At 63.1% G+C, this 17,503-nt stretch carries 17 protein-coding genes; 5 read left to right on the top strand and 12 right to left on the bottom strand.

Annotated elements, in window-relative coordinates; translation table 11 throughout:
* Nucleotides 1–39 precede the first annotated feature (39 nt).
* The 5 genes from F562_RS18125 to F562_RS0105000 all read right to left on the bottom strand — a co-directional run bounded on the left by F562_RS18125 (nucleotide 40) and on the right by F562_RS0105000 (nucleotide 5,134).
* Nucleotides 40–1,698 carry a CDP-glycerol glycerophosphotransferase family protein gene (locus F562_RS18125; RefSeq protein WP_018155841.1) on the bottom strand — a complete coding sequence of 553 codons (1,659 nt, stop codon included), beginning with the start codon at nucleotides 1,696–1,698 and terminating at the stop codon, nucleotides 40–42.
* Nucleotides 1,698–2,516, bottom strand: a complete 819-nt coding sequence (locus tag F562_RS0105015) for a CDP-alcohol phosphatidyltransferase family protein (protein WP_018155840.1) — start codon at nucleotides 2,514–2,516, stop codon at nucleotides 1,698–1,700. The genes F562_RS18125 and F562_RS0105015 overlap by 1 nt, the downstream gene beginning before the upstream one ends.
* A 59-nt stretch (nucleotides 2,517–2,575) precedes the next feature.
* A complete protein-coding gene (locus F562_RS0105010) occupies nucleotides 2,576–3,505 on the bottom strand; it encodes a glycosyltransferase family 2 protein (protein ID WP_018155839.1) in 930 nt (309 codons plus the stop codon).
* 61 nt (nucleotides 3,506–3,566) lie between these two features.
* Nucleotides 3,567–4,052 carry an SRPBCC family protein gene (locus F562_RS0105005; RefSeq protein ID WP_018155838.1) on the bottom strand — a complete coding sequence of 162 codons (486 nt, stop codon included), beginning with the start codon at nucleotides 4,050–4,052 and terminating at the stop codon, nucleotides 3,567–3,569.
* Between the two features lie 38 nt (nucleotides 4,053–4,090).
* Nucleotides 4,091–5,134 carry a S66 family peptidase gene (locus F562_RS0105000; protein ID WP_018155837.1) on the bottom strand — a complete coding sequence of 348 codons (1,044 nt, stop codon included), beginning with the start codon at nucleotides 5,132–5,134 and terminating at the stop codon, nucleotides 4,091–4,093.
* Nucleotides 5,135–5,177: 43 nt separating this feature from the next.
* Between F562_RS0105000 and F562_RS0104995 the strand changes: the two genes are divergently transcribed.
* Together F562_RS0104995 and F562_RS20730 are read left to right on the top strand one after the other, a co-directional pair.
* Nucleotides 5,178–5,591, top strand: coding sequence for an NUDIX domain-containing protein (locus tag F562_RS0104995; RefSeq protein ID WP_018155836.1), 414 nt, complete (start codon nucleotides 5,178–5,180; stop codon nucleotides 5,589–5,591).
* A 112-nt stretch (nucleotides 5,592–5,703) separates the two neighbouring features.
* Nucleotides 5,704–5,856 (top strand): hypothetical protein, encoded by a 153-nt coding sequence (locus F562_RS20730; RefSeq protein WP_018155835.1) that lies wholly within the window; start codon nucleotides 5,704–5,706, stop codon nucleotides 5,854–5,856.
* A 26-nt stretch (nucleotides 5,857–5,882) separates the two neighbouring features.
* On the opposite strand, the gene F562_RS20065 is transcribed toward F562_RS20730, so the two are convergent.
* Complete coding sequence (locus F562_RS20065; RefSeq protein ID WP_018155834.1) at nucleotides 5,883–7,328, bottom strand: HNH endonuclease signature motif containing protein; 1,446 nt, start codon at nucleotides 7,326–7,328, stop codon at nucleotides 5,883–5,885.
* Nucleotides 7,329–7,457: 129 nt separating this feature from the next.
* Complete coding sequence (locus F562_RS0104980) at nucleotides 7,458–8,804, bottom strand: FAD-dependent oxidoreductase (RefSeq protein WP_018155833.1); 1,347 nt, start codon at nucleotides 8,802–8,804, stop codon at nucleotides 7,458–7,460.
* A gap of 329 nt (nucleotides 8,805–9,133) precedes the next feature.
* Between F562_RS0104980 and F562_RS0104975 the strand changes: the two genes are divergently transcribed.
* Nucleotides 9,134–9,730: a GNAT family N-acetyltransferase gene (locus F562_RS0104975; RefSeq protein ID WP_018155832.1), complete on the top strand. Its 597-nt coding sequence runs from the start codon at nucleotides 9,134–9,136 to the stop codon at nucleotides 9,728–9,730.
* Nucleotides 9,731–9,742: 12 nt separating this feature from the next.
* On the opposite strand, the gene F562_RS0104970 is transcribed toward F562_RS0104975, so the two are convergent.
* The 5 genes from F562_RS0104970 to F562_RS18110 form a co-directional block, all read right to left on the bottom strand.
* Nucleotides 9,743–10,096, bottom strand: coding sequence for a VOC family protein (locus tag F562_RS0104970; RefSeq protein WP_018155831.1), 354 nt, complete (start codon nucleotides 10,094–10,096; stop codon nucleotides 9,743–9,745).
* A 726-nt stretch (nucleotides 10,097–10,822) separates the two neighbouring features.
* Nucleotides 10,823–11,851 (bottom strand): ornithine cyclodeaminase, encoded by a 1,029-nt coding sequence (locus tag F562_RS0104965; RefSeq protein ID WP_026181012.1) that lies wholly within the window; start codon nucleotides 11,849–11,851, stop codon nucleotides 10,823–10,825.
* A 94-nt stretch (nucleotides 11,852–11,945) separates the two neighbouring features.
* The gene (locus F562_RS0104960) at nucleotides 11,946–13,229 is read right to left on the bottom strand and encodes an ArgE/DapE family deacylase (RefSeq protein WP_018155829.1); all 1,284 of its coding nucleotides are present in this window, start codon (nucleotides 13,227–13,229) and stop codon (nucleotides 11,946–11,948) included.
* 194 nt (nucleotides 13,230–13,423) lie between these two features.
* Nucleotides 13,424–14,698, bottom strand: coding sequence for a helix-turn-helix domain-containing protein (locus F562_RS18115; protein WP_018155828.1), 1,275 nt, complete (start codon nucleotides 14,696–14,698; stop codon nucleotides 13,424–13,426).
* A 1,035-nt stretch (nucleotides 14,699–15,733) separates the two neighbouring features.
* Nucleotides 15,734–16,015, bottom strand: coding sequence for a type II toxin-antitoxin system VapC family toxin (locus tag F562_RS18110; protein WP_018155827.1), 282 nt, complete (start codon nucleotides 16,013–16,015; stop codon nucleotides 15,734–15,736).
* Between F562_RS18110 and F562_RS0104945 the strand changes: the two genes are divergently transcribed.
* Complete coding sequence (locus F562_RS0104945; RefSeq protein ID WP_018155826.1) at nucleotides 16,014–16,682, top strand: Type 1 glutamine amidotransferase-like domain-containing protein; 669 nt, start codon at nucleotides 16,014–16,016, stop codon at nucleotides 16,680–16,682. The genes F562_RS18110 and F562_RS0104945 overlap by 2 nt on opposite strands.
* Before the next feature lie 83 nt (nucleotides 16,683–16,765).
* The gene (locus tag F562_RS0104940; protein ID WP_156822541.1) at nucleotides 16,766–17,428 is read left to right on the top strand and encodes a hypothetical protein; all 663 of its coding nucleotides are present in this window, start codon (nucleotides 16,766–16,768) and stop codon (nucleotides 17,426–17,428) included.
* Nucleotides 17,429–17,503: the final 75 nt, after the last annotated feature.

Raw genomic sequence — 17,503 nt, 5'->3', positions numbered from 1 at the left:
CGGCACCATATCCCCTCATCAGGAGCGGACCCCAACTTGTCAGTCGGGGTGTCGCACTGCGCGTGCGGCGCGCGCTATGAAATGCGTCGCACTATCGGGTGCGTCGCCGAGGTAGTAGCGCCGCAGATCATGACGGGTAGACCGCAGCGGATCGGATGACAGAAGCGCCTCGATCGCATCGTGCATGTCGCCATCAACGCGCATGAGGTATGCCGCGCGCAGCACCGGGAATGACTCCGCATCCGCGGGCTGGCCTCCGACTGAGCCGAGGTCAGCCACGGCGAACGGCTTGCCGGACTGCAAGTAGTCCGAAGCGACCGAGGACACATCAGTCACCAGACCGTCACTCTGATTGAAGGCCTCGACAATGCTCTGTCGCGCAGTCTGCGAGCTCGTGAGATGGGGACACTCAGGAGATCGAGCGCTCGTCAACAGCTCATCAATGCGAGCCACTGTTGCGGCAGTTGCCTTCTCCCGCAACGAAAATGGGTGTGGGCGAAAGATGACTCGAACGCCGTGCGCAAGCAACGCCTGCACGATCTTCTCGCCGTGAGATAGCGAGCTGAACGACATGTCGCGGACGCCGCCTCGCCAGGTGGGGGCATACAGCACGCTGGTGCAGGGGAGCGGGTCGTGGTTGGTGCTCGCGACCTCACTGACTTGGGGACGCCCCACCTCCACAAACTTCTCCCGGGGGACCAGGACCCCGTGACGCTCGAAGCGGTCGATAGCGGCCTGGCCGGCCACAAAGATCTCATCGAACATGCCGATCATCGGGTGATAGCTCGACGGCTTGTCCGAGTCCCCGTGGTTCAGATGAATGTGGTTGCGGTCCAGATAGCGCACCGGGTCGACTGCTTGGTGGTGCGTGTTCACATAGAACACGGCGCGCACGCTCGGGACCATGACGGCATCCATCGCCGCGAGTCGCTCACACAAGACGACAGGCGCGGACGTCAGCGCCCGCGCGCGAGGAAGGAGTCCTGGCTCACGCGTCAGAATCGCGAAGGGAAGGTCGAGTCGCTCGAGATAGGGCAACCACATGCGGAGTTGGTAGTCACCGTCTGCGGTCCCGCTGAAGTAGAGATAGAACTGCGGCGCATAAGCGTTCAGGGCCGCCGTCGCCGCAGCGTCCGCTGACCCATGACGGCGCGCGCGCACCGCGGCGCGCAACCGGACCGCGCCAGCACCGGTGGCGATCAGCACTCCGGCCAAGAGCAGTACTTCGAGCCAGATGGGAAGCGACGTGACCGCCGCTACCAGCAACAGCATCCCGAGGGCCGCGAGGAATACGAGAGTGATGGTGGCGAACGGACCAGGCAACTCCTTGCGGTCGTCCGATGGCATTCCCGGAAGCCCGACTGCGCGTACGCCTGGTGCTAGGCGCTGGCCGAGCGGGTCGTTGATCAGTACGGCGATCGTGGCAACCAGGATTGCCGCAATCACCGCGCCCCCGAGGTTGTCGTGGGCCAGGAGAGTGATTAACGCCGTGAGGACGCCTGCAAGTGTCACCGCACTCATGACCGGTCCGGGGCGGAATCGACTAACCCAGGCGATGCCTGCGCTGAGACCGAGAATCAGCACCCCCACCACCGCGGATGTGACGCCCGCCGCCCCGAGTCCGAGGGCTACTGCAGCGCCCAGAACCAGTGCCGCAACAGCGAGCACTGATTGAGCCAGGCGACGGAGCGTAGGCATCAAGACGCTCGTACGCGTGGTGAGGCCATGATTGCGACGAAGTGCCCAACCACCACGATCCAGACCGCAGGTGCCAGCACCCACACGGTGTACTGGAAGATCTCCACCCCGTGGCCCAGGACGAGTCCGACGATTGCCACGACAAGGGCCAGGATGCTGAGCTCGACGGAGTGGAAAATACGGTGAAACGGCAGGAATCGGGCTGCGCTGCGAAGCAATCCGATCAGGCTTCGGCGTGGTACGGCCTTGGCCTCGCTGGTATCGGGGAGACGCTCCGCGCCGCTCAGCGCACGAGCCACGTGCACCATGTCGTTAAGCGCCTTGTTGACGAGGATCCCGCCCATGAGTACGGCACCGAGAAAGGCGTACTTCCAACTGTCAGCGGTGCTGGTATCGGCATCGGTTCCCCAGCCGATGGCTCGAAGACCGAAGGCGAGCCCGATGAATCCCTCCGTGGTGTAGTGCGCCACCCGGTCAAGGAAGATTCCTGCTGGGCTGAATTTCTGGCGCCAGCGAGCCAGTTCGCCATCGACACAGTCGAGGTACATCTGCAACTGGGCAAAGAAGACGGCTAGCAGCGGTCCCCAGATTCCCGGCACGATCAGGCTGATCGCGATGCACCAGCCGGACATGATCATCACGCCCGTGACGCCATTAGGTGTGATGCGTGTGGGGACGAGCAACCTGGTGACGTACAGCGATCCGTGACGAAGGTATTCGCCCGACCAGTGCTCGGCGTTCTGGCGGCCCCGAACGCTCTCCGGCTGGGAGACAGCACGAAGCTCGTCAATGGTGGGCCGACGAGTCTGGGAGTTCACGAGCTCATTCCGATTAGGCGGATGCGATCAAACGGGCAAAGTGCGCCCACTTTAACTGCTCAGATAAGCGGCCAGCGCCCGGCGCGGCCCATGCGGACCACGGTGGACCAGGAGAGCTTGCGGCGTGGTTCCTCCGGCGCCCAAGGCTGCTGTGTCCACCCGTCGAACCATCCCGCGAACCATGGTTTGAGGTTCTCCGGCTCACGCCGCCACCGGATCAACTGAACTAGCGTCCATGATCCGACGTATCCCCAGCTGACGGGCCACGGCAGATTGCGGCGGGCGAGCCATACGCGGTTGCGTGCATTCTTGGTGAAGTAGTCGGCGTGGCGGCGCGGGTCGATGACTGGGTGACCAGCGCGAAGATGCCCCAAATAGACCGTGCGGCTTCCGACTCCCCATACGCGCCATGCCAATTCGATGCCTTCATGGGCATAGAAGAACGGCGCCGGCCAGCCGAGCGTGGCGTCGAACACCTCGCGGCGGAGCGCGACGGCCATCTCCACTACGGAGAAAACATTGGACGACTTGAACCGACTTCCTTTGCGCAGACGGGGAATCCATCGCTGCGGGTAGTCGACGGAGTCGGGGTCTTCGATGCGCGGTTGGATCATGCCGATGGTGGGATCTCGCCGGAAGGCCTGAGCGCAGTTCAGCAGGAAGTCATCGTCAATCAGCCAGGCGTCATCGTCCAGGAAAAACAGGAACTCGCCGTTGACGTGGTCCACACCCGCGTTGCGTCCAGCAGGAATGCCCACGTTATGGGGGAGCGCCAACGTCGCGACTCCCTCGGGCAGGCCAACGGGATCCCAGGCATTGCCCACCACCACGATGTCCAGCTGGACACCCTTCTGAACACGCAGCGACTCAAGCCCACGCTGTAACTCGGCTGGGCGAGTGCCTTGGGTGAGCACCACCACACCGAACGTAGGGCGCGCGATTTCTTGCTGGTCGATGAGAGATTCCTGCCGTGAGGTTCGTGGCGTCATTTTAAAGTCTGCCGCCGTCCACTCCCGTCCCACACGGCTGGAGTGTCGGGTGGCTTCAGCGTCACTTCTCGACGACGGCCTTGATTCGTTCCAGCGTGGTGCGCATTCCGCGCTCATTCGTCCGGCCGCGAAGCGTGCCCAGGACGAGCCAATACCCACGCATGTACCACGCAGGCGTGAGGCGGTAGTACTCCGTGACCTCACAGCCGGTAGCGGCCGGCGAGATTCGATATCCCCACGTGTTGATGGGGTTCTTCTCGAGGCCGACCGCGAACTCAAAGGTGCCACTCGACTCGGCGGTCGGCACGACGCATTCGGTCACGGTGCACGGCGTCCAGTAGGTCGGCCCGACGCCATTGCGCTTGACGTGGCCCTTGAATCGGGCTCCTTCCGCGGGGCCAGTAGCTCCGTGCGTCCACTCGGCTTCGAAGGTCTCCGGTGAGAACTCCCCAATGCGGGTGACATCGCTGACGAGGTCCCACACAGCGTCAGGGGATGCGTCCATCTGGACAGTGACTTCGCCGCCGAGGGGCTTGAGACCGATCATCCAACGGAGCCTAGTTCAACGATCTGCGTGGATCCTGATCACCGGTAGTTAGCGAAGACTCGCTGCTCCGCTCCGTCGACCGTCATGACGCCGCCGTACGGAACGACCCATTGGGGTCGGGTATGTCCGAACGGTGGACCCGCAACGACGACCGCGTCGGGGTTGTATTTCGCCACGATCGCAAACGCTGCGTCACGCTGCTCATCGCGTTTGGCTTGGCGCTCCTGATCGGATGGACGCACGTCGAAGGACATCGTCGGCGGCCGAGCGACGACCACCGCGTCGATGGCTGCGAGGAGGCCGCGTTCACCGAGCGCGCGAAGGATCCAACCAAATTCAGCGGTGGAGATGAGTTCTTCGGAGGTCTCCAGGAGCAGCACGCCACCATCCAGCACCGCTTGGTCGGCCGGGAATCGGCCCGCCGTGAGCACCCACTGCATCACCTCGATACACCCACCCCAGGTACGGCCGGTGACCGACTTCGCGGGACCGGACCAGGCCCACGGGTTTGTGGTTTCCCGTTCGCCAAACTCGGTCAGTGCTCGCGGGTCCGTCCACTCGTGTCCGATGTCCTCGGACTCGCCAGGCTCAAAGAGTTCGAGAGTCTCGCCCGTGAGCAATGCCGCACGCAGCGACTGCTCATGAATCGGGTCAACTCGCGGGCCAGGTCCAAGCTGCACCTGGGTGGATCCGCCATAGAACGCCGGGATGCCATTGGTCCACAGCCAGTTGAGGATGTTGGTGTTATCGCTGTAGCCAAGAAACGGCTTCGGATCCTGTCGGGCGAGTTCTGCCTTGAGGTGAGGCACGACAGTGATCTGGTCTTCGCCGCCGATGACTGCATGAATCGCACGAATTTCCGGGTCGCTGAATGCCGCATTGATGTCGGCTGCGCGTGCTTGCGCCGGAGCATTGAGCATCCGGGTGGTCGGGAACTCGACGGGGATCAACCCGGTCAGAGCGGCCAGTCGCTCCATCGCCTGCTCATGCACCTCGGGCGCAACGGCGGGTGCGGCGAACGATGGCGAGACCACGGCGATCTTGTCCCCGGCGTTTGCCTTGGGAACCGAGACGAATTCCATGAAGCGATTCTAGGATCCTGTCTGAGGACTGTTTGAGGGATACATGACGCCACCGCACCGCATCGCCGCCGCAGTGTTGATTCGCGACGGGCGAATCCTGTTGGGGCACAGGCATCCTGACCGCGATAACTACCCGAATTGCTGGGACCTGATTGGAGGTCACGTCGAGGCGGGGGAGTCCGTCGAGGACGCCCTCCGTCGAGAGTGCTTAGAGGAGATCGGAGTGGAGATTCGGGCCCTTGAGACCCTGCCGTTGGAGAACTCAGACCCTGCCCTCGACCTGCATGCGTTCGTCGTGACGGATTGGTCAGGCGAGCCGACCAACCAAGAGCCCGACGAGCATGACGACCTGCGCTGGTTCCGACGCGAGGAGCTCGACGCGCTGGTCCTTGCTGATCCGAATTACCTCAGGTCGTTGCATGCGCTTCTGGACCCGAACTCGCCGAATGATCCCTGATTCGGCCCGACCCCCGAGCGAGGAGAATCGCCGCATGCCCAAGGAGAGTTGAACCGCACATTGCGACCCGGCGGTCGGAGGTTGATCGCGCTACCACCGACCATTGAGTCTGATGAGCGATGAGTTCACCCGTGCAGGTTTCGATATCTCGGTGATCAGTGACCCGCCATACGCGCCGGATACTCCGCCGGAGTTGTTGCCGCCAGATCTTCGAAAAAAGGAGGCCGTTCTCTGCTTCCTATTTTTCGTGCTGACCAAGCGCTGATTCTCGACCGACGTTGCAGACGACTGTCAGGCGGCGTGGGTGTCGCGGGTGGTTTTGGTCATTTGGCCGGGGGTGAGGTTCCAGGTGATGTGGGTGTTGTTGTTGGTCGCGGTGTATCCGTGGCGGTGGACGATGGTGTGGTGTCGGGGACAGAGCAGGGCTGAGTTCTGCAGTGATGTTGTTCCGCCGGCGTGCCAGGGGATGAGGTGGTGGACTTGGCACCAGGTGGGTGGCCGATCGCATCCGGGGAAGGTGCAATGTCGGTCGCGTTGGATCACGGCGGCGCGTTGGGCGGGTGTGACCAGTCGACGTTCTCGTCCGACGTCCAGGGGTTGGCTTTCGGACCCCAGGATCATGGGCAGGATGTCGGCGTCGCACGCGAGTGCTCGGATGGTGTGCGCTTCCAGGGCCTGACCGGTGTGGGTGGTGCCGAATCCTTGGAGTGTCCCGGCGAGTTCGTCATATCCGATGGTGATGGTCAGGCGGGTGGTGCCGCTGGTCGGTATGGCGCTGTCGGTGTCGAGGAGTTCTGCGGCGCGGGTGCTGAGCAGCATGAGGGCGTCCGCGCGGCGTTTGGCTGGGGTCCGGTCATCGGGGGTCCCGGTTGTTTCGCCGGTGTGGCGGTGGTGCACGTTGTCGCAGCAGTCGTTCCCTGGGGATGGCGCGGACAGCGCGTCGATCGCGTGCCGGACTTGTGCGGCGTGCAGCGGGGTGAGGTCAGCGGTCAGGCGGGTCATGCCGTGGGGCAGGTGACTCCAGGTCACGGTTTCGACTGATTCCAGCCGTTCGTCCGCTTCGCGTAGGAACGTTTCATCGGCGTAGGTCGCGATGACGCGGGTGGTGAGTTCGCGGATGTGGCGGGCCCCGGCACCTGGGTCCAGGGCCAGGAAGTGGCCGAACACGTCATCGCGTTTCGCGGACGGGAGCAGTGGCATGATTTTGTCGATTTCCCGGAGCGCGGTCCGTGCGGCACTGGTCCCGACTCTGCCGGTGGTCAATGCTTCGGCCAGGACGGTGTTGCGTGGTTGGGTGCAGGCGGTCGCGAGGGTAGCGATCCGGCTGGCGTGTGCTGGTTCCAGACCCGGCACGATCGGGCGAGGACCCTGCTCACCACTAGAGGCCACATCCGCTCCAGTCGCGGCGGTGTCCGCGTCGGGTTCATCGAGTGGGGTCAGCGGGCCGGATCGCTGCCGAGCCTGGCCTAAGAGAGTTCCAGGAGGTTCACCGGCGGCCAGACGCGAAACCCATTGTGTTGGGTTGCCGGCGGTGGATTCATTGATCACACCGCGGGTGAGTGCGTCCGCGATCGCAGCAATGACCGCGGCCTCGCACAGTTGCATCGTCGCTAACAGGTCACGGACCAGCGAGGTTAACTCTGGGCCGTGGAGTTGATGAACATGCTCGGGAAGGGCCGCGACATCGGGCAACACCCGAGCAAGATCAGCAGCGACGGTGTGCGCGTCATGGACCATTCCCAACCACCCCCTATTTTCGCCCTATCAGGACTTCAACCCGATGCTCACATCGTACACCTGTTCGAATGCGGATGGAGGAGGTTGTGGAAAACCGTTGGCAAGCAGACGACTTCGATCGTCGGCCGGTCAATCCCGATGCGTCGAAGCGCGCACCATGTCCTCTCGCGGGATGACCTTGATGCGTTCGCGACCCTGTTGTTCGCCGATCTCTCGCTCGTAGGCATCGAGTCGGCCCCACCCGTCCGCATCGATGACTGTGATCTGGCGACCGGCGAGGTGTTCGAGAATCGCGTCGGGGTCCTCAATCTCGGGCCGCCGGAGGTTGGCGACATCAGCGAGCAGGTTCGCGATCGTCTCGGCAGCATCGGACTTGGTGTGGCCGATCAGTCCGACTGGGCCGCGCTTGATCCACCCGGTGACATATACGCCGGGGATCTGAGCGCCATCCAGGTCGAGTACGCGCCCAGCGTCATTGCCCATCACTCCGGCGTGATGATCGAACGGCAAGCCCGGCAAATGGGACGAGAGGTAGCCGACGGCTCGGTAGATCGCCTGTACCGGTGTGTCGATGAATTCGCCTGTGCCGCGAACGGTCCCATCGCCTTGAAGCTCAGTCCGCTCCGTACGGATGCCTTCGACTCGGTCATTGCCAAGGACGCTCACTGGCGACTGACAGAGGTGGATGTGGATCCGGTGTTCAGCGCCCGTCGGCTCTGCCTCGAGGTACTTGAGCAGGGTGTCGACGACAAGCCGAGTGCCCTTGTTGCGGCTGATGGCCTTCTGGCTCGCCTCGTCGATGTCGAAGCCCTCGGGGTGGACGATAACGTCGACCGAGGGGGAGTGGGAGAGTTCGCGCAACTCCATCGGCGTGAACTTGATCTGGGCGGGTCCGCGCCGCGCGAACACGTGAACATCGGTGGCCTGGTTGGCTTTTAGGCCCTGATATACGTTGTCGGCGACTTCAGTGGTGAGCTGCTCATCCGCCGGCTTGGCGAGCATGCGCGCGACATCCAGGGCGACGTTCCCGGCGCCGACGATGGCGACCTCGCGTGCATCGAGAGGCCAGTCGCGCGGGACATCCGGGTGGCCTGCGTACCAACTCACGAAGTCTGCCGCCCCGTGACTGCCCGGCAATTCGACGCCGGGAATGTCCAATGCGCGGTCAGCCATCGCCCCCGTTGCGAAGATGACGGCGTCATAGTGGCGGCGCAGGTCATCCAACTTGAGGTCGGTGCCGTACTCGACATTGCCAAGGAAGCGGATGCGCTCCCGTCCCATCACTCGGTTGAGTGCCTTGATGATCTCTTTGATGCGCGGGTGATCCGGGGCAACGCCGTAGCGGACAAGCCCGAACGGAGCGGGTAGACGTTCGATGATGTCCACCGAGGCTCCCTCGTGCTCCTTGGTCAGGATGTCGGCGGCGTAGATCCCTGCCGGCCCCGCTCCAATAACCGCCACTCGCAGGTCACGCACTGCATCTCCTTCGCGCTAAGTTAGGTAAGCCTTTACTTAGGTTAGGTCGCGAGCGGGTGTCTATCCAAGCCAAGAGCCGACCTTGTGGTCGAAGTCACGCATATGGCCGACCTGGGCCGCGGTGGGCGGAAACGATGCGTGGGGCCCACGCCCCGCATACGCTGAGTGGCATGTCGCCTGCCTTCCTGATCACGGCGCTTGGGCCTGAGCTTCTTCGGGGCCGCAGTGCGTGATCGGGTTTTAGCGCGTCCACGGGTCCTTGACGCGATGCGCAAAGTCTTCGCCGGCACGTTCGTCGCGCTTGCCGGACGTCTCGCAGTTCAGACCCGATGAGCACTGAGCGCCTGCAGTTTTCCTGGCGGCCGGCCAACGAGGCGTCCGTTGAAGACGTCGCGGCCGTCTTCGACGCCGGTGGCGCGAGCAAGTGCCGTTGCCAGGCGCTGAAGGTCCCAGGATGGATCTGGCGCGATAGCACTCAGGATGGGCGCGAAGCCGCCCTCCGGGAGCAGACTGCCTGCGGCACCACGAGTCCGACATCGGGACTCATCGGGTACGTCGACGGTGAGCCCGCGGGATGGGTCGCCGTGGAGCCTCGGGACACCTATCCGAGGATCTGGAGTCGCAAGCAGCCCTGGATGCGCATGGAACCTGAGCGCGACGGTATCTGGTCGGTGACGTGCTTCGTCGTCCGTAAAGGAATGCGCAACACCGGGCTGATGTACGAACTCGCAGCGGCCACCGTCGAGTACGGGCAGCAGGTCGGCGCATCAGTCCTAGAGGGCTACCCGATCGAACCGGCACCAGGCAAGAAGGTGATCTGGGACGAGGCGTCAGTCGGGTTGCTGCAGGTCTTTCTCGACGCCGGGTATGACGTCTACGCCTCACCCACATTGCGACGCCGCGTCGTACGTCGGACCCTTGCGTGATGCGACTGCCGCCTACGCACCCCATACGCCGAGCTCATTGCCCGCGGGGTCAATGAAGTGAAAACGGCGGCCGCCGGGGAATTCGTAAGGCCCCTCGTTGACCTCGCCGCCGGCAGCGGCAACGGCCTCCGCTGAGGCATCCAGGTCAGCTGACCAGAGCAGCACGAGCGGCCCGCCGCGCGGTCGTACGCCCTGACCGTTCAGTCCGCCGACCTCGCGGTCGCCGCCCTCCGGGCTGAGGATTCCGGCGTACTCCGGCCCATAGTCGGTGAACGTCCAGCCGAAGGCATCGCCGTAGAACGTCTTGGCCACAGCGACGTCAGCGACGCCGATCTCGATGTAGTTGATCGCGTGGTGTGAAGGCATGGCTCAAAGGTAGGCGGCAGCACTGACATCGAGCGCGGCACACGCCCGGGCCAAGCCGGGCCCATAGAAATCCTGAATATCGCGGCACCGCGGAGCATGTGGCGTTAGCGTCATGTACATGAAAAGGGTGAGGAGTAAACGCAACGCCACAGCCGGATACTTAGAAATAATCCAACCAAAGGAGGGTAACGTGTGAACGTTCACCACCGCCGGGCTAGCGACATGGTTGAACTGTGGGTGGAATTGGCGAACCTGACTCCGGAAGATGCCATACGTCGTTTCACCGAGCCAAGGCATGTTTCAGAATGGTGGGGAGGTGTATTGACGATCGGCTCTAACCCGGGAGACTTATATACCGTGCACTTCCCACAATTAGGTCAAACGATGAACGGGAGGATTCTCCTCCTGGAGTCTCAGGCGCTTGCGTTTAGTTGGACGTGGGGTCGCCCCAATGAGCCTGAGCGCCGCGTGGACGTAACTGCGAAGGTGGCGAGCCCCGGGGGCACGACGCTCACGGTCAGACACGGGCCGTACGGCGACACGCCGACGAGCGACTCGAGGCGGACTCGCACGTCGAGGGATGGCAGAGCTTTCTGGCGCGGATGCGCTGACTTGGCTGATCGCTGCAGCGTGATGGGGCGTTGCTGTTCTGGCCCGACCGCATCTTCGGCGAAAGGGCCAAATCCCAACGTTGTGGGGGAGTGGCCGCGCTTGGCGGCGACGTGGCTATAACGCAGGCACAGGCGCACCGACCATGCCGAAGAGATCCTTAGGGTCCTCCGGCTCTGCGACGAGATCGATGTCCGTGTACGTCCCGTTGGCGCGGACACTGGCGTGGAGGTACCGAAGCGCAGAGAAATCTTCAATCGCGAAGCCGACCGAATCGAAGATCGTGACCTGCTCGGGTGTCTCACGACCATGCTGTTCATTCAAAATGACGCGCCAAAGTTCGATTACGGGAAACTCGCCGTCGCGGTGTTGGATTTCACCCTCGATCCTGGTCTGTGGGGTGTGCTCGACAAACACGGGACCCCGGTCGAGGATTACTGTTTCAAGTTCGGTTTTACCTGGGCAATCTCCGCCGATCGCGTTGAGATGCATTCCTGGCTCGACCCACGCGTCGTATAGCACGGTGGCCTGAATCTTGTCAGCAGTGCACGTTGTCACCACATCGCTGCCAGCGACGGCCGCATGTGCACTATCAGCCACGTGCACCTCGAAACCGAGGCCAAGAAGATTGCGCTCCGCTTTGCGAGCTGCGTCGGGGTCTGTATCCCAAATTGCGATCTGATTGATACCCAACGCGGCTCGGTGGCCGAGTGCCTGGAACTCCGCTTGACTCCCCGCGCCGATCAAAGCCATGCGGCGAGAGTCTGGACGTGCAAGAAGCCGGGACACCATCGCAGACGTTGCGGCCGTGCGGACGGCGGTCAAGAGCGTCATCTCGGCAAGCAGGACCGGATAACCATTATCCGCGTCGGCAAGCGCGCCGAATGCGGTAACCGTCTGAAAACCTCGTGCAGGATTGGACGGATGACCATTGACGTACTTGAAGGCGTAACTAGTGCCGTCACTAGTGGGCATTAGTTCGATGACGCCGATCGGCGTGTGACTCGCCAACCTTGGCACCAGATCGAAGCTTCGCCAGCGCTTAAAATCTGCCTCGATCTCATGAGACATTTGGTCAATGATGACCTCTGGACCAACGGTGCGGATCCAGTGGGCCATGTCGGAGACTCCGACGAACATAGTCATTGTTGGGCTCCTTCGTTTTTTATGGACTCGGGGAAGGGGGAGACCGACTCCCGAATTTCAGTTCGATCTGTCGTTCAGCGTAAATACGGGTCGTTCAGTGATCTTCCACGCCGCAGTAGTCGAGGGCGAGGGTGGCAAGCGCTCGGGCGCAGGTGATGACCTCGTCCACCGGAACCGATTCGTCCGGACCGTGGGCGAGAGTGGCATCGCCTGGCCCGTAGTGAAGGGTTGGTATCTGAGCCAAATGGGTCAGCAAACGTAGATCGCTGCCGTAGGGCGCACCCCAGGCCTCCTGAGGTGTGCCATCTGTGACGCTCGTGTGGGCTTCGCGCACTCGAGGCATCAGATCACTGTCGGCAGCCAGCTGCCCTGACGCGAATTGGCCACCCCACCATTCCACCGTGGCCGGGTTGGATCGCAACCACGGGTCCGCCTTGCAGACGTCGGCGACGGTTTCCTCGAGGGCAGCTCTGGCCTGAGCCGGGTCCTCCCCGAGAGCAACGCCGAGCCGCCCCTCAGCAAGGAGCAGGTCCGGTACCGAGGATGCCCAATCCCCGCAACGTACGGCCCCGATCGATATGGGATAGGCGAGCTCCCACCGCGCGAACAGCGGATCTACCGATGCGTTGCGGCGCTGCTCAAGTTTTTCCAGAGCGGCGAACAAAGGCCAAAACTTCTCCAACGCGCTGACTCCTGCTGTACGGCGGGAGGCGTGGGTAGCGTGCCCCGGCACGCGGAGGCGGAACGTCAACGATCCCGCGGCTGCTGGGACGAGGTCGAGGCTCGTGGGTTCTGGAATCACGCAGGCGTCTGCACGCCAACCGCGACGAAGCGTTGCGTAGGTGCCAAGCCCGCCGTCTTCTTCGCCCTGAACGCTGGCGAGCAACAAATCACCGCGCAGGGGGACTCCCGCACGTCGGACCGCTTGCACTGCCCAGAGCGCCGCGACCAGGCCAGCCTTCATGTCGCACGTGCCCCGCCCGAGGATGTTCCCGCCGCTGACTCGTCCCGAGAAAGGGTCCTTGTCGGTCCACGTGGTGAGGTCTCCAGCAGGCACCACGTCCAGGTGCCCGTTCAGCATCAGGGTGCGCCCATCGCCCGATCCGGAGAGCTTGCCCACCAGGCCCCACGCCTCCGCGCGCTCTACTTCCATGCCAGGAAATGCCTCTTCGGCTTCAAGATCAGCAACGGGGATTTGCCAGTTGTCGGTCTCGAGGCCCTCTTTCGCGAAGACGTCAGCGAGGTAGGCCTGGCAGTCATTTTCGTTGTCGGTCCCGCCGATGCTCGGCATGCGAACCAGGTCGACGAGAAATGACAACATCTCGTCGGTCTGCTCGTCGACACTGTCCCGGACTCGTTGGTTCCAGTCGACCTTCATGACGGACGCATCTCCTTACCTGTGGTGACGTCGATTGTGGTGCCGTCGGCGGCGGAATCGCACCGACCCCATGCTCCAAGGATGTGGCCAACGGGAGACCTAGTACATCCGCTCATACGAGGAAAGATCTGCCACCAAGTTCGACATTTGTAGGAGAGGTCCGCGCACCCAGTTGGACGCCGCTATTGCTCGGCCTAGGACGTACCTGTTGGCGTGTCCAAGGCCCCGGAGAGTCGGGCGAGCTTGATACCCAGGTGCATCATGAGCCGATCCTCGCCGCTATCGAGGCTGACGCCTGCGAGCTCCTCCGCTTTGCTCAATCGGTAGTAAAGCGTCGTGCGGTGGATGTGCAAGGCGTCCGACGTTCGGGCCACGTCGCCAGCCTTGTCGAGGTATGTCTCGATGGTTTCCAGCAACTTACCGTGGCGATCGCCGTCCCTCAGTCGTACGAGCGCCGGAAGGTAGTCAGTGGCGACGAATTCCTGCGGTGCCAGCCGCAGCAGCAGGCCGTATATGCCGAGTTCGTCCCAATCGACGATGGACCCGAATGTGGAAAGAACTCTAGAAGCCCGGATTGCTTGTTGCGCCTCATTAACGGACGAGACTGCGTGGGTTAGATGGGGGCCGACGGACCCGATCCCAATCTTCACCGCGGGTCCCGCCGGGAGCATCTGCTGAACACGGTCGGCCACCCGCTGGGCGATATCCAGGACAATGTCCTTCTTCAATGCGACGGCACCAGTTACCAACAGGACCAGTTGACGGCCCTCAATGAGGTGGATACTTGACCGTGGCGGCAACACTCGGACAGCGTTCTCCGCCGCACCTCGGAGCGCCATTTCGAAGACATGCGCCGCCAAACCGTGGGAGGTCTCAACTTCAGCCACAACCACCGCGCAAAAATTAGGGGTGGTTAGGGCGCGCTCGTCGTCAACTTCAACACATGCCTGAGCCCGCAACTCGGTGTCAGCCGAAAGGAGACGGCGCAGATGCATCTCCTCCCGCTCTCGCGCGCGCTCGTTGTGGAGCACCCGCCGGTACAAAACCAAACCGGCATCGTGTGCCGCTTTCTCGGCAAAGGCCAGATCCGCATCGTTCAACGTCGCGTCGGGGTCTATCAGCCAGAGGTATCCGAACAATGCGCCGTAACAGCGGACAGGCACACAAACCCTCGCCGACGCGCCGAGTTCGGGAGATGGCCCGATGCTCTGGGCCCGTGTCGAACTGGAAATCCCGTGGGACAACGCGAATCTGGAGTTCTCGGCAGGCATCTCACGCTGCACGAGCGACAGTAGACGCGCCTGATCTTCGTCGCCGAAATGGCGGCTCGCCGCCAGGAGGCGCATTCCGGGGTCATCAAGAGCCACCGAGCGAGACAACCGGGAAGCAAGCGAATCCACGATCCGCTGGAGCGCGTCCTCGTCCACCGCGTCCTTCTCTCGAGCGATCGGATTCTGTGTGAGCAACACCCGTCATGGTAGCGATTCGCCGCTCAGGCACCTGACTTCGATTATCGGCGGTTGGGTGTGAGCTCGTCCGCTGTGCCGTCGACAGTCCGCTCGCAACGCCTGAGACCAGGCGCCAGCCGCTAGCGCATGCGGTTCGGTGGCACGCGCGCCGAACACCGTACGAACCAGTCGCCGGGCGAACTCCGGTAACAGGTCGGCACTTCCAGCAGTCATCTCGAGACGCTAACAACTGAGCATCACCGCGGTGCCTGCTGGCAGGTACGCATTGAGGCCCGGGCTGGCAAGGGGAGCCAGCATTTCGAGCTGACGTTACTCAGCGGAAGAAGGTGCACAGGCGGCGGTTCGGATCAAGTGGGGGAGTCAGGATCGTCGTAGCGGTCGAGCCACTGCACGCAGTTACTAACCCCGCCATGGTTGGCGACATTACCTGAGTCCTTCACGCGCGACCGACGCATTTCTGTCGCGGTAGCCTGACGTAGGCGCCGTGAGCGGCGCACGAAATGAGCGATCAGCCAGCCGGGGGAGGTTTCCATTAGCCGTCGTTACATTCAATGTGTTGCGGGTGCGGTCATTCTCCTGGCCGGCATTTGGTTGGCGACATCGTCCGAGGGAGTAGCCCGACTGTTAGCGTGCGGCCAGTGCGTCGTTGGCCTCGCTTTCATGATTCAGGCAGCATCACGCGTGCGCTCACCAACGCGACCACCTTCGTGAATCAGCACACCTCGTCCGCTTGACCCGGACCTAGAGCGCTCGACCTTGACGTAGGCAGGTTCGATCGGCGGGCGTAGAGGCAACCTGAGGCGAGATGTTTGTCATCAGATCGAACGTTCCGGCGCCCCCTTCACCTGCGAGGTCATCACGGTTACTCCGCGTGGTTAGTAGATCCGCTTTCCACGCTCACCGTGCCGCCGAGCGGGGAGTGCCTCGGGGAGGCGTCGGTGATTCATCAGATGCAGCCCTCAAGCTGCTACTTGACATAATGTAGATTATCGGGGTTGAACCGATCAACGGAGAAGCGCAGCGCCCGAGCCCGGTTTACGCCTCCAGCAACTCGATGCCGTAGGCCGCGAATCGCGTGTCAGCCGTGACAACGGTCAGTCCTTCGAGCATTGCTTGGGCGATAGTCAGTCGGTCGAACGGGTCGCGGTGATGCACGGGAAGATCGGAGATCGCGAGCCCATGCGTCGGCGACAGTCCGAGGGTGCGAGCGCCGGGATCTGCGATCCGCGCCTGCAGGTCGCCAGGTACGTGCAGCTTGCCCTGGTGAACCTGGCCATCTATAGACCCCGCAGTCCGAACCCGAAAGAGTGAGTCCATGAAGATGTTGCTCACCTCCGCCGGGATCAAGAATCCCAGCATTCATCGCGCACTCCTGGACTTACTTGGCAAGCCGATCGCTGAGGCGAATGCGCTGTGCATCCCGACCGCGGCGTACGCCAACCATGGCGGGCTGACCCGCGCGTGGGCATTCGTCGCCGGACGAGAGACACAGTGCCCGATGACTGAGTTGGGCTGGAAATCGGTCGGAGTCCTGGAGCTCAGCGTGCTGCTGAGCATCGATCGTGATGCCTGGGTGCGAGCGGTCCGCGACGCCGATGTCCTCCTGGTCAATGGCGGCGACCCGATATTCCTCGCACATTGGTTGGTCGAGTCCGGATTAGCAGACCTGCTCCCGACGCTTGACGACACACTGTGGGTCGGATTCAGCGCTGGCAGCATGATCATGGCACCGCACATTGGCGCCGACTTCGTGGGCTGGCAGCGGCCGGGCGGGGGCGATCATGCCCTTGGACTGATCGACTTCTCAATCTTCCCTCACCTTGATCATCCGGACCTTCCCGAAAACACGATGGCCGACGCAGAGCGTTGGGCGGCGGGGCTGTCGCACCCTGCATACGCAATCGACGACGCCACTGCACTCACGGTTGTCGATGACGCGGTGGAGGTCGTGTCGGAAGGTCATTGGCGACACTTCACCGCCTGAAACCTTCCCGACCCCTTGCTGGGTTCACCACCGCCGCACGAGTTTGGCCCCATATGGCCGATCCACTGGTACGTTCAACCATCGTGACAGGCCTCGAGCGCACCCGAGCATGGCTGCGTCTCTGCCGTGCCATCGCGCTGACGCTATGCGGTGTCCTCTGCGGTGCAAGCGCTCACGTTCTGGCTGGCGGGCCAGTTCCTGGACTCGGTCTTGTCGCGGCGATCGTGGTGTTGCTGACCGTCCTCACACTCCCCCTCGCGCTGCGGCCGTCACGACTTGAGTTCGCCGCTCCCCTGCTGTTAGCGCACCAACTGGCGACCCACGCCGTGCTGACCATGGGATCCGGTAGTTCGGCTCGCGTCTCGTATGTCGCTGAGCATCGTGGTCACGCGCCGCAGAGTGTGACTGCCGGGTCCGGTGGTCACGCCGCGCACGCACTCATGCCGTCGCCGGGCATGTTCGCGGCCCACATCGGCGCTGCGGCACTTCTTGGATGGCTCATCGCCGCCTCCGGACAATCCTGGAGCGGGGTCGGTCTGGCGCAACGGGCGCGACGTGCTGGAATCCAACTCGTCCAGCGCGCGGGGTATCTCGCGGCTGGACTGCGAACCCTGAGTGCTCCCAGTCTTATTCGCGCCCGTACGCACCAGTTTGTCCGCTGGGCGGAGCCGATTGGCGCGCACCCCAGAGACCTCTGGAAGTCGCTGCCGCCCGCTCGTCGCGGGCCACCTCTCCTGGGCCAGTAGCTTCCCGCGCCCTTCCACTACTTTCGCCCGCCGAGCGGGCACGGGGTAGGCCCGTAGGCCTGCCTCGCTGTACCC

Source organism: Demetria terragena DSM 11295 (genome assembly GCF_000376825.1).
In the GTDB taxonomy this organism is placed as follows: Bacteria; Actinomycetota; Actinomycetes; order Actinomycetales; family Dermatophilaceae; genus Demetria; species Demetria terragena.
This window is presented reverse-complemented; position numbering and strand designations above follow the sequence as displayed.

Excerpts from the sequence above, each read along its gene's own strand:
- F562_RS18125 (WP_018155841.1), bottom strand. The coding sequence starts at position 1,698 with ATGCCTACGCTCCGTCGCCTGGCTCAATCAGTGCTCGCTGTTGCGGCA.
- F562_RS0105010 (WP_018155839.1), bottom strand. The coding sequence starts at position 3,505 with ATGACGCCACGAACCTCACGGCAGGAATCTCTCATCGACCAGCAAGAA.
- F562_RS0105005 (WP_018155838.1), bottom strand. The coding sequence starts at position 4,052 with ATGATCGGTCTCAAGCCCCTCGGCGGCGAAGTCACTGTCCAGATGGAC.
- F562_RS0105000 (WP_018155837.1), bottom strand. The coding sequence starts at position 5,134 with ATGGAATTCGTCTCGGTTCCCAAGGCAAACGCCGGGGACAAGATCGCC.
- F562_RS0104995 (WP_018155836.1), top strand. The coding sequence starts at position 5,178 with ATGACGCCACCGCACCGCATCGCCGCCGCAGTGTTGATTCGCGACGGG.
- F562_RS20730 (WP_018155835.1), top strand. The coding sequence starts at position 5,704 with ATGAGCGATGAGTTCACCCGTGCAGGTTTCGATATCTCGGTGATCAGT.
- F562_RS20065 (WP_018155834.1), bottom strand. The coding sequence starts at position 7,328 with ATGGTCCATGACGCGCACACCGTCGCTGCTGATCTTGCTCGGGTGTTG.
- F562_RS0104975 (WP_018155832.1), top strand. The coding sequence starts at position 9,134 with ATGAGCACTGAGCGCCTGCAGTTTTCCTGGCGGCCGGCCAACGAGGCG.
- F562_RS0104970 (WP_018155831.1), bottom strand. The coding sequence starts at position 10,096 with ATGCCTTCACACCACGCGATCAACTACATCGAGATCGGCGTCGCTGAC.
- F562_RS0104965 (WP_026181012.1), bottom strand. The coding sequence starts at position 11,851 with ATGACTATGTTCGTCGGAGTCTCCGACATGGCCCACTGGATCCGCACC.
- F562_RS0104960 (WP_018155829.1), bottom strand. The coding sequence starts at position 13,229 with ATGAAGGTCGACTGGAACCAACGAGTCCGGGACAGTGTCGACGAGCAG.
- F562_RS0104945 (WP_018155826.1), top strand. The coding sequence starts at position 16,014 with ATGAAGATGTTGCTCACCTCCGCCGGGATCAAGAATCCCAGCATTCAT.
- F562_RS18110 (WP_018155827.1), bottom strand. The coding sequence starts at position 16,015 with ATGGACTCACTCTTTCGGGTTCGGACTGCGGGGTCTATAGATGGCCAG.